This is a genomic window from Phycisphaerales bacterium (assembly GCA_016699835.1).
GTDB lineage: Bacteria > Planctomycetota > Phycisphaerae > Phycisphaerales > UBA1924.
On sequence record CP064987.1, the window covers coordinates 1679268 to 1693935 of the forward strand.

Genomic DNA, 14668 nt, shown 5'->3' on the forward strand with positions numbered 1-14668 from the left:
AACACTGGGTCGCGGTGATTCCGTCGCGCTCACCCCGTCACGATATTCACCATCTTGCCCGGCACGACGATCACCTTCTTGATCGCCTTGCCTTCGATTTGTTTCTGGATCGCGGCGTCGGCGAGGGCCACCGCCTCCATTGTTCTCGCGTCGGCATCCGCCGGCACAACGACGCGCGAGCGCACCTTCCCCAGCACCGAGACGGGAATCTCGATCGATGAGTCCTTGAGCTTTGCCGGGTCGTGGATGGGCCATGGCGCGAGCGAGCAGCACGATGTATTGTCGTTCTCAAACCCGGCACGCTGCCAGATCTCCTCGGCCAGGTGCGGCGCAAAGGGACACAGCACCCGCACGAAGACACCGATCTGATCACGCGTGAGCGATCCCGAGCCGGAATCGGCCGACGTCGCGGCGTTCACGAACTCGATCATCGCGGCGATCGGCGTGTTGAAGGCCAGGCGATCGACGTCGCTCTCGACCTTGGCGATCAGGCGGTGGAGTTTGCGGTCCAGATCATCGCTCGAACCCTTGATGGCACGAATCTCACCCGTCTCCTCGTTCACGATGAGTCGCCACGCCCGTTGCAGGAACCGGAAGAGCCCCGTTATATCTCGTGGGTTCCAGGGCTTGGTCGCCTCGAGCGGGCCCATGTACATCTCATACAGGCGGAACGTGTCGGCCCCGAACTCGGCGATCACGTCGTCGGGATTCACGACGTTCTTCAGGCTCTTGGACATCTTCGCCGTGATCTGCGTGACGCGCTCGCCGGTGGAGCGCTCCACGAATGTGCCCTCGGGCGTCTCGTCCACGAGATCGACCGCGACGAGGCTCTTGTCGGATCGCTGGTACGCGAAACTCGTGATCAGCCCCTGGTGGAAGAGTGTGTGGAACGGCTCGCGGCAGGGAACCACGCCCAGATCGAAGAGCGCGTTGGTCCAGAACCGCGAGTACAGCAGGTGGCCCACGGCGTGCTCGCTCCCGCCGACGTACAGGTCCACGCCCTTCTCGCCCATCCACGCTTCGAGCGCGGCACGAGACGCGGGCGCGTTCTTGTTCTTCGCGTCGCAGTAGCGCAGAAAGTACCAACTGCTCCCGGCGCTCCCGGGCATGGTGTTGCACTCGCGCGTGACGGGCGTGTCGGGCGGCAGGAGCGCCGGATCGACGCCTGCTTCCTTCGCGGTGAGACGCGCCCAATCCGTCGCCTTCGCGAGTAGCGGCTTGGGGTCGTCGCTCTCGATGGGCGCATAGTCGGCGAGGTCCGGCAGGCGCACGGGCAGGTGCGAGTCCATCACGGGGTAGTGGTTGCCCGCGTCATCGAAAACGATGGGGAACGGCTCGCCCCAGTATCGCTGGCGCGAGAAGGTCCAGTCGCGCAGGCGATAGTTCACGCGGCGCGTGCCCCGGCCCGTGCGCTCGAGCCACTCGATCACGCTTCTCTTGGCATCGGCGGTTGTTAGACCGGTGATGGAGAACTCCGGGCCGGAGGAGTTCACCGAGAGCCCCTCGCCGCTGAAGCACTCGTCGGGCTTGAGAGGTCTAGAGCGTGCCGCGTCGCCCGCGGGCTCGACAACTCGAACCACGGGCAGGCTGAATACCTTGGCGAACTCGAAATCGCGTTCGTCGCCGCTGGGCACGGCCATGATCGCGCCCGTGCCATACCCGATGAGGACGTAGTCGGCGACCCAGATCGGGATGCGCGTGCCCGTCGCGGGGTTGACCGCGTTGAGACCGAGATCGACGCCCGTCTTGGTCTTGCTCTCCATTCGCTCGATGTCGGAACGATTGCGGGCGGCCTCGACGTACGCACGGACCTTGGAGACGTCGGTGCGTTCGCCGGGCGCGGCCAGCACGCTCTCGACGAGCGGATGCTCGGGAGCGACGACCATGTATGTCGCGCCGAAGAGGGTGTCGGGGCGGGTGGTGAAGACGCGGAGGGTGGGTGCGCCTGGCACCTCAAACTCGATCTCCGCGCCCTCGCTCTTGCCGATCCACTCGCGTTGCATCGCCTTGGTGCTCTCGGGCCAGTCAAGATCGTCGAGTTGGCGGAGCAGGCGCTCGGCATAGGCCGTGATGCGGAACATCCACTGGCGTAGCGGCTTTCGCACGACGGGATAGCCGCCGCGTTCACTGCGACCGTCGATGACCTCGTCGTTCGCGAGGACCGTGCCGAGTTTCGGGCACCAGTTGACCGTCGTCTCGCCGACGTAGGCGAGGCGATACGAGTTGATCACCTCACGCCTCGATTCGGCATCGAGCGACGCCCACTCGCCCAGGCCGGTCTTCGGCGATTGGGACTCGCGTCGTTCCTTGGAAATCTCGTCGGCGGCGGGGTTGAAACGGACGACACGCGCCCCTGACTCGAACTCGCGCACGAGGTCTTCGATCGGGCGTGCCGAACCCTTCGCCTCGTCGAACCACGCGTCGTACAGGCGCAGGAAGATCCACTGTGTCCAGTGGTAGTACTCCGGATCGATCGTGCCGAACTCTCGCGACCAGTCGTAACTGAAGCCGAAGCGCTGGAGTTGGCGGCGGAAGTTGTCGATCGCGCCGCGCGTGGTCTTCGCAGGGTGGACGCCGGTCTGGATCGCGTACTGCTCCGCGGGGAGACCAAACGCGTCCCAGCCCATCGGGTGAAGGACGTTCTGGCCCTTCATTCGGCGGAAGCGTGAGATGATGTCGGTCGCGGTGTATCCCTCGGGATGCCCGACGTGAAGCCCAGCGCCGCTGGGATACGGGAACATGTCGAGGCAGTAGAACTTGGGCCGAGACGCGTCGAAGCCCGGCTCACCCGGGTTGGGGGCGCGGAAGGTGTTGTGGTCACGCCAGAACGATTGCCATCGCGTCTCGATCTCGTCGGCGAGTCGCGCGGTGTATCGGAAGGGATTCTCCGCACGCGGCGCAGAGTCATGAGTGGGGCGTGGCAAGGATGTGTCGGTCATGGCGGGTCTCGATTCGGCGTTGGCGGGTATTCGAATAGCGAACTGGCAAGAAAAAACATGGCCCCGACGAGCGGGGCCTGATGTGGTCATAGGCGTGTGGGCCGCGTGCGTCAGTGCTGGAACGTGAGGCGCAGAAGCAGCGAGCGAGGCACCCCGAACCTCGGGCCGGCGTTGCGGCAATACGTTGTGCGTGCGGGGTGCGTCATGATGCCCACAGGATAGTCACGCGGTTCGCTTGGGCGGGCGCTCGCTCGGGTTTGTCGCCCCGGGCTTGGTCTCGGCGATCGTGTTCGGGTTTTCCGGTGGCCTCCGCTCGGCCTCGGCCTTGGATCGCTGCTCGAGCACGATCTGCTTGGCCTCTCCCGCGACATAGAACGACCCGGTGACGAGGATCACGTCGTTCTTGGTGATCGCCTTGGTCGCCAGGGCGAGCGCCTCGCGGACGGTGGGCGCGATTTGGGCGGATCGCCCGCCGAGTTCCTGGAGTTTCTTCGCGAGGTCCTTGGGGTCGCTCGCGCGCGGGTTGTGGGCGCTCCTGGTCAGGATGATCTTGTCGGCGCCAAGCCCAAGGTTCTTGAGCATGCCTCCTGCGTCCTTGTCGCTGGCGCAGCCGAAGATCGCCACGAGCGTGTCGGCGGAGGCGTGCGTGCCCAGGGCGCGCACCGTCGCCTCGATCGATTCGGGATTGTGCGCACCATCGACATAGATTGGCGGCGAGTCGCACACGCGCTCCAGGCGCCCGTGCCTGGGGGTGGACATCAGCCCATCGATCAGGCGATCGTCGGGGATCGAGAGGCCCTTCTGCGCGAGCACGTTCAGCGTCGCGAGCACCATCCCGCAGTTCCAGGCCTGGTGCTCACCGTCGAGGGGAACGGGGATGTGGTCGTAGGCCTTGCCGGTCGTGTTGAGCACGACCTGGTATCGCCGCCCGTGGTGGGCGCTGTGCTGGAAACTGTAGTTGAACTCGAGGGTCTCGCCGACGACGTGGAGCGTCGAGCCGCATCGCGTCGCGGTTTCCTGGAGCACGGCCATCGCCTCGGGCGCCTGCGGGCAGGTCACGACGGGAACGCCTTGCTTGATGATCCCGGCTTTTTCGCGGGCGATCTGGTCGAGCGTCGTGCCGAGCAACGCCGTGTGCTCGAGTTGGAGCGCGGTGATGATGCTCACCTCCGGGCGGATGACATTGGTGCAGTCCAGCCGCCCGCCCAGCCCGGTCTCGATGACGGCGATGTCGACGGCCTGCTCCTGGAAGTACAGGAACGCCACCGCCGTTACGACCTCGAAGTACGTCGGCGGGCCATGCTCCTTCTCGAGCGCCTTGCAGACCCGCGCCACACGCTCGGTGAGATGGCGCAGCGTCTCGGCGTCGATGGGCGTGTGGTTGATGCGGAACCGCTCGCGGATGTCGATCAGGTGGGGGCTTGTGTACAGACCCACGGTCAGCCCGCCGCCGATGAGCGTGGCGGCCGTCATCTCGCAGACGCTCCCCTTGCCCTTGCTCCCAGCGACATGGATGCTGCGGAACGTCCGGTGCGGCTCGCCGAGCGCTTCGAGGATGGCCTGGGTGCGCGTGAGTTTGAACTCGTGGCTGGCCTGCGTCGGCCGAACCCGCTCGAAGTTCGTCAGGCCGAAGAGATACTCAAGGGCGGCGTCGTAGGTCTCAAACTCAACGCGCGTGGACAACACCGCCCCCATCGGATTGGAAGGTGTTTGCTCTTTACTCGCGTCCTGTCCGGATCTCTCTCTCGCCACGGTCGTTCAGTATACCAGCGTTCTAAACAATCCCCAAATACTTTGATCCCTTCGCCCCGGCGAATCACGCGGTTCCAGACGCCACAGTTGCATCGCGGAACTTCGTATCGATCACAACTCTCGGCGTGTCATGAGGATCGCGTCGGTGTCCGCGCGCGTCCCGCCGGCCTCGACAACCAGCCGCGCGACCTGACCCCGGTGGTAGGTCGAGTGATTGAAGACGTGCGTCAGGATCTCGTGGAGCGTGCTCACAAATCGTCGGCCCTCAGAACTGGAATACATCACCTCGCGTTCGCCGCCATCCGTCGCGAGCGACGCCACCACGCCCGACCACGCGCCATCAAGACGTTTCGCCTCGGCCCGGATCCGCTCGGTCGTCCACGAGGGAAACCAGTCCTTGGGCATGTCGTACGCGGCACCCTGACCCTCGAATGCCAGACGTGCCTGGCGATCTGGACGTGGGCCATGATCTGGATCGCCCGAACGGCCTGGGGCGATGATCGGCGTGCCTCGGGGATCGAGTCGATCGAGACCAGCGTCCGATCCGTCGCCCAGAGGTCGTACTCCTGAAACCAATGGAAGTGTTCGGCGATGCCGATGCTCATTGTGTCGTCCTCACGCGTGCTCGCCACCGAGATCCATCAGGTGCGCGTCCTCGGCATGTTGGAGCAGCGCCTTCATCTCCCGCACCGACTCCCGCAGCCCCACGAAGACCGCCCGGCTGACGATCGCATGCCCGATGTGCAACTCCGCCACGCCCGGCAAGGCCGCAATCGGCGTGACGTTCGCGTGATTCAGCGCGTGCCCGGCGTTGAAGCGCATCCCCGCCGCCCCGATCTCACCTCCCGTGATCGCCACCGACTCGAGTTCCACGAGGAGCGCCTCGTTCAGGAGATCGCCGCCCGCCGCCCGGAATGCCCGGGCATACGGGCCGGTGTGGACCTCGCACACATCGAATCCCGCGTCGTGAGCCGCCTCAACCTGGCGCAGGTCCGCGTCGATGAACGCCGAAACGACGCACCCCGCGTCCTTCAATCGCTTCACGACCGTGGTCAGCGTCTTCTTATGCTTCACGACGTTCAGGCCCCCTTCGGTCGTGACCTCCATGCGTCCCTCGGGGACGAGCATCGCGGTGTGGGGCTTGATCTTCTTCGCGATGGCGACCATCTCGCTCGTCGCCGCCATCTCGAGATTGAACTTCACGCGGACGAACTCGCGGAGCCTCGCCACGTCGGCGTCGATCATGTGCCGCCGATCCTCGCGGAGGTGGACGGTGATGCCGTCGGCCCCGCCGAGTTCCGCCTCGTGGGCCGCACGCGCCACATCCGGCTCGCCATAGTCCTTGTCGTGGCGATATCGCGCCTGCCGGAGTGTCGCGACGTGATCGATGTTCACACAGAGTTGCGGCATGCTGAAACAGTATCCTGCCCCACTCGACGGTTGTGACACAACACCATGCCCACTCGACTACGCTCATGGGCAATCGCGCGACAATGGTGACTTCCATCGCAGGAACGCCACTCGCCAGGCGGCCTCATCCACTCAATGCCCCGGAGATCGAATCGATGCATCCACACGTTCTCGCCCTGACGGCTGCGGCCTTGCTGATCGTGAACCCTGGCGCACTCGCCCAGGAAGCCGCGCTGAAGCCCGCGCCCGCCGGCACGAAAGCCGACGAACCCAAGGTGAGCGTCGACAAAGTCGGCAGGGATCTCCTCGCGGCCATGCTCGAGGCGACCGGCAAGACGCGAACGATCGCCTGCAGCGTGGTCACAACCTCAACCCTCACGCCCAAGCCCGGCACGACTCCGCCCGCCGACGATCCCGCGGCCTTACCCCCAAAGCCCAAGACCAACGAGCACCGCGCCACCATCGTGCTCGGCGAGCATGTCGAGAATGGTGAGGGGCTCTTCGCCCGGAAGTTCCTCGTCACCGGCACGATCCCCGATATCGAGACGGGCGACTTCTCCAAGGCCCTCCCCATCCACACCGCCTTCGATGGCACGACCATCTTCGAGTTCAAGGATGAGTCCAAGGTCGTCCAGACCGCGGCCTTCTCGCCCGACAAGGTGCGCTTCGCCTTCCTCCCCGCGATGTTCGCCGTCCCCGGGGTGCTCGTGGGCGCCGAGGGTTCGATGCTCGCCCCGCCCGACGCGAGCGTGATGGTGCCCGGGCCGACGACGATCGATGGCGTCGAGTGCGACGTCGTCGAGGTCCACATCTCGGTTCCAGGCGATCTGGAGCCACTCACTACGGATGACGCGGCAGGTACAGACCCGGTCGTCAAGCAGAAGATGGAGACGCTCGTCTTCCGCTACACTATCGGCAGGAAGGACCACATCCTCCGCCGCCTCGACTACCCCGAGTTCGACATGCCCGAGGGGGCGATGGCCACGTCGATCGCCATGAAGGACCTCGTGATCGACGGCGCGGTCGACGCGAAGACGTTCTCGCCCGCGACGCCCGAGGGGTACAAGGCCGAGGAGTTGGTGCTCGATGATCCCTCGATGGGCATGCCCAAACTCGCTTTCGACGTCGGCGATACACCTGCCGATTTCACCCTCAAGGACGCGTCGGGCAAGGAGCACACGCTCTCGTCCTACAAGGGCAAGGTCGTCATGCTCGACTTCTGGGCCACATGGTGCCCGCCCTGCAAGGAGGCGATGCCCTACATCCAGAAGATGCACGAGGATCTCGCCAAGGTCGGGCTGGTCGTGCTGGGCATCGCCGTGGACAACCAGGGCGACCCCGCGAAGTTCATGGAGAAGAAGGGCTTCACCTACACGGGTCTGCTCGAGGGCGGCAAGGTCTCCAACACCTATGGCATCTCGGGCATCCCGCAACTCTACATCATCGGACGCGACGGCAAGGTCGCCTTCCAGGAGACGGGCTTCACCAGGGACAACGTGGTGAAGATCCGCGAGGCCGTGGAGACCGCGCTCAAGGCCAAGCCCTGAGCGTTGCCGCCTGCTCCGTCGCTCATGGCCCCATCTTCTTGAGGACCGCGTCGGCTCCATCACGCACGCTCGGCACTTTCGCGTGATCGCGAACACCCTGCAGCATCTGCACGGCGTCGTCCTTGCCATGCGCCGAACGCCACATCGACGCGAGTTCCGCGGCATCGCGCTCGGCCTGCTCGGGGCGAATGTTGTCGCGCAGCAGGCGGAGCAACTCGTCCTCGGGCCGCCTGGCGTCGTCGGCTCGGAACGACTTCAGCCAGAGCGCATCGCGGTGCATGCCGTCCGCCGCGTCGTTGGGCTTCAACTTCGCATAAACCCCTGTCAGGGTCTTCAGGTCCCCCGCGCGGAAGACCGGCATGACCGCCTCGGCCGCCACATCCTCGGTCAACTCCTCGGGCTTGTTCGCGATCATCGACGCCACCAATCGCTGCACGTCGGCGTCACGACCCATGACCGTCAGGATCCGCAGCACGTGGAAAAACTCGCGGCGTTCCACGCGGATCTGCAGCATCTCTTCCAGCGGCGTGCCGCCGGCGAGCGCGATTGGCGCCTCGCGCGTCTCGATCGGCGGGCCGAGCGTCACGAGCGGATCGCCCAGCGTCGCGATCTTCCACACTGGTCCATCGTCGAATCGCACCGCAACACCGAACGGCATGCCCGACGCGAGCCGTCGGGCGACCATCGGCGTGGGCACGAAGCCCTGCAAATACGGCTCCTCGACCGACCCCGCGTACGCGTACGCCCCACGCTCCAGCCAGCGACCTGCGACCGAGTTTCGGTTCGACGGACTCTGCGCCGACCACGAATGAACGAAGTGCACGATTGCCGGAATCTTGAGGAATGGCACATCGCCGGGCTTGCCCGTGCCCGGCTCGAGGTCGAAGAAGTCCGAGTTGCCCTTGGAGTTCACGAGGATCACGCCCGCGTCGATCATCCCCGCAGCCCGCGACCGCCACGTCGTGAGCGATTGGTCGGGCGTGTCATCGACAACGACCGAGAGCCCGCGATCGCGGAGGATCTTCGCCGCCTCGCTCGCGTCATAAGTGTTCCATGGTTTGGTGTCCGGGTAGCCATCGAAGCACCACGCCGACGAGGGAATCAGGAAGATCGCCGACATAGCGCGATACGACGCCACCGACGAGTTGCCGATGATCTCGCCGCTCCACGCCCAGCGTTTGGTCTGCTCCTTCGAATCCCGCCCCACGCGATCGGTAAGGGCGGCGACGTGCTTCTCACCCACGTCGAATCGCGCGGGCGCGTTGAGGCACAGGGTCACCGCTTCGATCTCGTCGCCCTGCTCACGCCACGAAAGACCCGTCGCCTCGCAGGCGCGCTCGATCTCGGCGCAGAGCGCACTGGCGTCGCTCGCACTCATCACGTCGCCGACGTTCCCCTTCACGCTCACGAGGGCGAGCGGCTGGCTACGTCCCGCAGCGAGCGCCACCGCCGCCGTCCACGCCGGGTCTTGAAGATCCGAGATCACAAGACCGGGGGACTGGACCCGCGCGTAGTACGCGCCGAGTTTGCCCGTCTCGCCAGGCCCAAAGCCGGCGCTCATCGCCAACACCACATCAATCTCGCCACGGGTCGGGCGATACGACCTCGCGTCCGCGGGCGCCTCGGCGGCGGCATCATCCCACGCGATGACCTGTCTGGGCTTGTACGCCCGCACGAATCGCGCGATGTTCTCCCGCGCGTCGCGCGTGCCATCATCCAGCAGCACGGGAAACTTCACGCCGGGCGTCCACGCGCCGATCGCCTTGAGATACGACCACCCGTTCCGCACGATCACGACCGTCGAGGCATGCGTGAACGACGCGCGCGTGCGATCCACGCGATACCCAAGCCGAACCTGCGGCGGCAGCGCCGCAGGGTCCGGAAGCGCCCCACCGTTCGTGCCAGGGGGCGTTTCGGGCGACTGGCCACGAGCAAGATCCGTGCCGACGTGAACCCCGACACCGAGGACCAATACCAGGAACCAATCTCGCATTGACGTGGCAACTTGAGTCGAACGCGTGCCCATGGCCCATCGTATCTCTATGGAGCACGCGACCAGCCGCGAAACCGACCATCACTCGCCGCATGGCGCTAGCCTTCAAAGGTGCCACGTCTCATGGTCCTCATCACCGAGCCCATCGACCCCGCCTGTGTCGCGTGGCTTCGCGAGCGCACAGACATCGTCGAGGCCAGCGTCGGAACAAGCGAGTTCCAAACCTCGCTTGCGAATGCTCAGGCGATGGTCGTGCGCACGTACACCATCGTCGGCCAGGAGTTGCTCGTGAGCGCCCCGAAACTCAAGGTCATCGGACGGGCGGGCGTCGGCGTGGACAACATCGACCTTGTCGCCTGTGCGGATCGGGGCATCCGAGTCGTTCACACCCCCGACGCGAACTCAACAGCCGTCGCCGAGTATGTCTTCGCCTCGCTCCTCGCGGCCACGCGTGCGATTCCCACGGTGATCCACGCCCCGCGCGATCGTGCCGAGTGGACGGACCTCCGGCGTGACGCGATCGCTCGCCGCGAACTCGGCGAGATGACCCTGGGCCTCGTCGGCCTGGGCCGCGTGGGCCGTCGCGTCGCCCGCATCGCCCGAGCCTTTGGCATGCGCACGCTCTACACCGATCTCCTCGATCTTCCAGAACCTGATCGCGAGGGGGCCGAGCCGGCGTCCATTGACCGAGTCCTCGCCGAGTGCGATGTCGTCTCGCTCCACGTGGACGACCGCCCGGGCAATCGCCACCTCATCAACGATCGCGCCCTCCAACGAATCAAGCCCGACGCCATCCTCATCAACACCTCGCGAGGCTTCGTCGTCGACGCGCAGTCACTCGCCGCATTCCTCCGCACGAACAAGGCCGCTCGCGCAATCCTCGATGTCCATGATCCCGAACCGATCTGCCCGGATTCACCACTGCTGGGCCTTCCCAACGCGATCCTCACGCCACACGTCGCCGCCGCCACCGCCGCCGCCCACGCGCGCATGAGTTGGGTCGTCCGCGATGTCTGGCGCGTCCTCACGGGCGAGGAGCCGCACCATCCGGCACCGACCGTTCACCGCTGATCACGCCCCCCGCCACAATCGATCCATCACGCCGAACCTCGGCCCACGAGGCCCCGTCCACGCTCGTGCACAGCCACGCACACCGCGACCGCACGACCTCCCACCGCGGATCATTCACGCGGAGGCTCCCTGTGGATTGCAGCGTCACACGAGGCCGAAGCCCCGCCACCCACGCGATCGAGTCCGTCGCCGCGGATCCATGATGCGGCACCTCCACGATCTGCGCCGACAGCGATGGATGCGCCGCTGTCATGTGCCGCACGCCCTCGCCCTGCAGATCGCCCGTCAGGAGCATGAGACACTCCGACACCGAACCACCCGGTCTGCGGATCGCCGCCACGATCGAGTGCTCGTTGTCGACCGCCCACGCCACGCCTCCCGGCGGCGAGAGGATCGCCATGTCCACCTCGCCCAGACGCATCACCTCGCCTGCCTTGAGCACGCGCACCACCACGCCCGCTCGCTCGAACGCCGCCATCGCCACGCCCGCGGCTCCATCAGGTCTCTCGCGCGCCTGTTCCACGAACCGCTCGCCCGTGCACACCTCGCGTACGCCAAGCGGCCTCAACAACTCGGGCAACTCGCCGAAGTGATCGAGATCCGGATGCGTCACGACAACCGTCGGCACGCGCCACGCCCCGAGCGCCCGGCATGCCGCGAGCACCTCGCCACGCCGCGCCCCCGTCCCCAGCCCGCCCGCGTCCCACAGCACAACATCCCGCCCGCTGCGCACCACGAGGCACGAGCCATTCCCGACACTGAGCGAGTCGACACGAAGCCGCACATCCGACCGGAGTCCGCCGGAGTACATCGCGACACCCAGCCACACCCCGACGACGCCCGCGAGCATCCACCATCGTGCCCTCCGCGCCGATCCTCGCCGCACCGCCGATACGATCAACGCCGAGGCGCACACGCCCCACAACATCGGCACCGGTGGCAAAGCGAACGAACTCCCCGGAAGCGCATCGAACCACGCCGCCAGTCCCACGCACCACCGCGCCACCGGCGCGAGCACGCTCCCTATTCCCTCCGCCAGCGCGGGCACCACCATCCCGCCCACCAGCGCCACATCACCCAGGATCATCACCGCCAGCACCAGAGGCGAGATCACGACGAGCACCACCGCCGAGAGCGGGCTGAGAAGGCCCGTCCGCGCGATCACGATCGGCGTCGCCGCCAGCGCACACATGAGCGTCGTCGAGAACGTCTCACGCGCGCCAAAGACAAGTCGTGCCAGGGGCCCGCTCGGTCGCCGGGTCACCACGCCCAACACCGGCCGACCAAACAGAATCTCGCGAAAATCTCCGGTCAACCAGAACAGAACGCCCGTGAGCAGGATCGTCAACTGATACGACAGCGACCACAGCGCCCCAGGCTCGACGACGAGCATTCCCATCGCGATCCACAGGAGCATCGTCAGCCGGTCGTACCGCCGCCCGATCGCCTCCGCCGCGAGCAGCAGCAGCACCATCGCCACCGCGCGATTGATCGGAGACGCCGGCGGCACGACGCCGGCGTAGAGCACCACGACCACCCCCACCACCACCGGCTCCAGCCACCCGCGATCACCGGTGAGTCGAAGCAACGCGAGCAGGACGCCCGCGAGCACCGTGATGTGGAACCCCGAGATCGCCAGGACGTGCGCCAAGCCGATCCGCGTAAAAACGCCGCGGACCTCGTCGCTTCCGGGCTCGTACTGCCCGAGCAGAATGGAGAAGAGCATCGCCCGTGCCGGTTCGTCATGCGCGAGCCTTCCACACGCCGCGTCCATCACGCGCATCGCCCGCGCCCGCAGCGCCGCCCGTGTGCGCCACGCGAACGCTCGCCAGCCGTCAACGGTCGACTCGATCGCGTCCGACCGCGGCAGCACCAGCGTCGCCGACGACGACGCGAGCGTGCCGATCACATCGCTCGAGTCCGGGCCTGTCGCCACGCCCGGATTTCGGGCTTCATCGGGCAGCGAGAACCGGCCCGTGATGCGAACGCCCGCGCCGGCCCCCGGCAACTCACGCACGCCGCCTCGTTCCACGACCACCCACACGCGCCCGCGAATCGATGTCGATGCCGAATCGCCGACGACTCGGCGTGCGCTCACCGGCATCACGATCGAGTCGCCCTGGTGCAGAAACGGCGCGAGCCGCGCCTCGGGCTTCCGCGCCGGGCGTGGATCCTCCTCAACAACTCCATCGATCGTCAGGACCGAGCCGTCGCCCACGAGCCGCGCCAGCATCTCGCGAGACCGCACAGCCTCACGATCGTGCGTGGATTGCACCAGGAACACGCCCCCAAGGAGCGTCACGCCTGCCGCGAGGAGCACCATCGTCGGGCGCCCATGCACGAGCGCCGCCGCGACCGAGAGCAGCATCACGCCGGCCAGGAGCCACCAGACGCCGTCGATCTCCAGCGTGTGCGCCCCCCAGATTCCGATCGCGAAGCACGCGAGCGCACCAAAGGCCCTCTGCCTCGCCGGCGCCACACTCGGACCCGACGCGTTGTCACTCGACAGGTGCATGCCCGCCAGCGTACGCCACGCCCGCCAGCACCCGTCCGCCCCACCAAACAACAACCGGCGCGACGCTCGAGCGCCGCGCCGGTCACATGGATCTCGAATTACACGTCATTGAGGGCGTTAGTTGCCGTAGACCACGATATCGTCGAACCCGGCGATCACGTCGAACGGCGTCTTGCCATCGGGCCCGACCGAGATGTTGTCGCCCGCGTTGTTCTTGAAGTTGTGCCCATATCGAAGGGTGCCGCCCGAACCGCCCGCGACCGCGCCGCCCTTGTCCTTGTTCCCCAGGAACAGCCCGTCGCGACCCCCCGAGTGCACGGCATACGAGCCTCGCGTTTCGGTCGCGTAGATCTGATCCACCGGCGCCTGGAGATTGCTGGGATACGCCGGGCTCCCCATGAGCGCGGCAAGCGCCGCCTCCTGTCGAGGGCCGACCACGCCGCCAAGCCCGAGGAAGCAATCGTCCTTCACGTTGGTCCCTTGCGCCCCGAACGAAACCGAGTTCAATGCCGAAGAGTTCGAAACGAGATAGAACTTCGCCCGACTCGTCGGGTTGCTCGGGTCCGCGATCAAGCCCGCGATCCGTGGTCCGCCAATGCCGTCAGCCGTGATTCGGCCGACCGCCGCATCGTCTTCCTGCCAGAGCAAGATGGGCTGCCCGAACGAATCGACCAACTCCTGGATGGGCGAGCCCACGCTATTCGCGAACTGCTTCTGCGAGGGCACAAAGTACCCAGTCCCCGTCCGCGTCGTGAGACCCACATAGGTCGGCGGCGCCCCGCCGCCGAGCGGGCTGGGAATCGAGGTGAATCCCGCGCCGCCGGTCGCCTGGGTCTTCATGCCCACCAACTCGACCATCGCGTTTTCCAGAGCGGTCATGCCGTTGGGGGTCGTCAGACTGTTCGTTGTCGCCAGGTTCGCGATCGGGTGCAGCCCCGGCAGGCGCCGGTTGTCATTTCGAAAAGACGTGATCGCCTGCGAGAGCCCATTGCACGTCGCCAGTGTGTCCGTCTTCTTCGCCGCGTCCCGCACCCGACCCAGCGTCGGCACCACGATCGATATGATCAGCGCGATGACGGCGATCACCACCAGCACCTCGATCACCGTGAACGCTCGGCGTCCCGCCAAGCCCCGCGAAACGACCGACGCCCGGTCCATGCTGCTCTTCATTGACATCGCCAACTCCTTCTTCATCGTCTCGTCGCACACATTGGGCAAGCCCGCCGGTGCGGATGTTTCTCTTGTTCAATCCCCAACCTCACCCCGACAAAGACCATCCCTTTTGCCCCCCCTAGTCCCAAACTCTCTACAGACTGTTCGTCCAGGTACACTCCCAAGTTTCTTCGGACGTTCCGAAGCATAACACAGAGTTCGGCCGGCTCCGAGTCAAACAGATAACGAACATCACCCCAATCTTCGCCTCTTGAACCGTCCATCGTTC

9 protein-coding genes are annotated in these 14668 nt (G+C 66.1%); 2 read left to right on the plus strand and 7 right to left on the minus strand.

Annotated features, from left to right (window positions below):
- Positions 1–29: 29 nt before the first annotated feature.
- From IPK69_07070 to IPK69_07085, 4 genes are all read right to left on the minus strand, one after another.
- Entirely contained in the window at positions 30–2939 is a 2910-nt protein-coding gene (locus IPK69_07070) for a leucine--tRNA ligase (GenBank protein QQS07775.1), read from the minus strand.
- Positions 2940–3161: 222 nt separating this feature from the next.
- Positions 3162–4622 (minus strand): bifunctional folylpolyglutamate synthase/dihydrofolate synthase, encoded by a 1461-nt coding sequence (locus IPK69_07075; protein QQS07776.1) that lies wholly within the window; start codon positions 4620–4622, stop codon positions 3162–3164.
- Between the two features lie 180 nt (positions 4623–4802).
- A complete protein-coding gene (locus tag IPK69_07080; protein QQS07777.1) occupies positions 4803–5096 on the minus strand; it encodes a hypothetical protein in 294 nt (97 codons plus the stop codon).
- Between the two features lie 210 nt (positions 5097–5306).
- The gene (locus IPK69_07085) at positions 5307–6101 is read right to left on the minus strand and encodes a pyridoxine 5'-phosphate synthase (GenBank protein ID QQS07778.1); all 795 of its coding nucleotides are present in this window, start codon (positions 6099–6101) and stop codon (positions 5307–5309) included.
- 995 nt (positions 6102–7096) lie between these two features.
- On the opposite strand from IPK69_07085, the gene IPK69_07090 reads away from it, so the two are divergent.
- Positions 7097–7648 carry a TlpA family protein disulfide reductase gene (locus tag IPK69_07090; GenBank protein ID QQS10439.1) on the plus strand — a complete coding sequence of 184 codons (552 nt, stop codon included), beginning with the start codon at positions 7097–7099 and terminating at the stop codon, positions 7646–7648.
- A gap of 22 nt (positions 7649–7670) precedes the next feature.
- Here IPK69_07090 and IPK69_07095 read toward each other — a convergent pair whose 3' ends face one another.
- Positions 7671–9674 carry a hypothetical protein gene (locus IPK69_07095; GenBank protein ID QQS07779.1) on the minus strand — a complete coding sequence of 668 codons (2004 nt, stop codon included), beginning with the start codon at positions 9672–9674 and terminating at the stop codon, positions 7671–7673.
- A gap of 78 nt (positions 9675–9752) precedes the next feature.
- On the opposite strand from IPK69_07095, the gene IPK69_07100 reads away from it, so the two are divergent.
- Positions 9753–10712 carry a hypothetical protein gene (locus tag IPK69_07100; protein QQS07780.1) on the plus strand — a complete coding sequence of 320 codons (960 nt, stop codon included), beginning with the start codon at positions 9753–9755 and terminating at the stop codon, positions 10710–10712.
- Here the strand turns inward: IPK69_07100 and IPK69_07105 are convergent.
- The gene (locus tag IPK69_07105; protein QQS07781.1) at positions 10666–13227 is read right to left on the minus strand and encodes a ComEC/Rec2 family competence protein; all 2562 of its coding nucleotides are present in this window, start codon (positions 13225–13227) and stop codon (positions 10666–10668) included. The genes IPK69_07100 and IPK69_07105 overlap by 47 nt on opposite strands.
- 117 nt (positions 13228–13344) lie before the next feature.
- Positions 13345–14403 carry a prepilin-type N-terminal cleavage/methylation domain-containing protein gene (locus IPK69_07110; GenBank protein ID QQS07782.1) on the minus strand — a complete coding sequence of 353 codons (1059 nt, stop codon included), beginning with the start codon at positions 14401–14403 and terminating at the stop codon, positions 13345–13347.
- Positions 14404–14668: the final 265 nt, after the last annotated feature.

Bases quoted from the DNA above. Each gene is read 5' to 3' on its own strand.
- IPK69_07070 (QQS07775.1), bottom strand. From the start codon at position 2,939: ATGACCGACACATCCTTGCCACGCCCCACTCATGACTCTGCGCCGCGT.
- IPK69_07080 (QQS07777.1), bottom strand. From the start codon at position 5,096: ATGCCCAAGGACTGGTTTCCCTCGTGGACGACCGAGCGGATCCGGGCC.
- IPK69_07085 (QQS07778.1), bottom strand. From the start codon at position 6,101: ATGCCGCAACTCTGTGTGAACATCGATCACGTCGCGACACTCCGGCAG.
- IPK69_07090 (QQS10439.1), top strand. From the start codon at position 7,097: ATGAAGGACCTCGTGATCGACGGCGCGGTCGACGCGAAGACGTTCTCG.
- IPK69_07095 (QQS07779.1), bottom strand. From the start codon at position 9,674: ATGGGCACGCGTTCGACTCAAGTTGCCACGTCAATGCGAGATTGGTTC.
- IPK69_07105 (QQS07781.1), bottom strand. From the start codon at position 13,227: ATGCACCTGTCGAGTGACAACGCGTCGGGTCCGAGTGTGGCGCCGGCG.
- IPK69_07110 (QQS07782.1), bottom strand. From the start codon at position 14,403: ATGTCAATGAAGAGCAGCATGGACCGGGCGTCGGTCGTTTCGCGGGGC.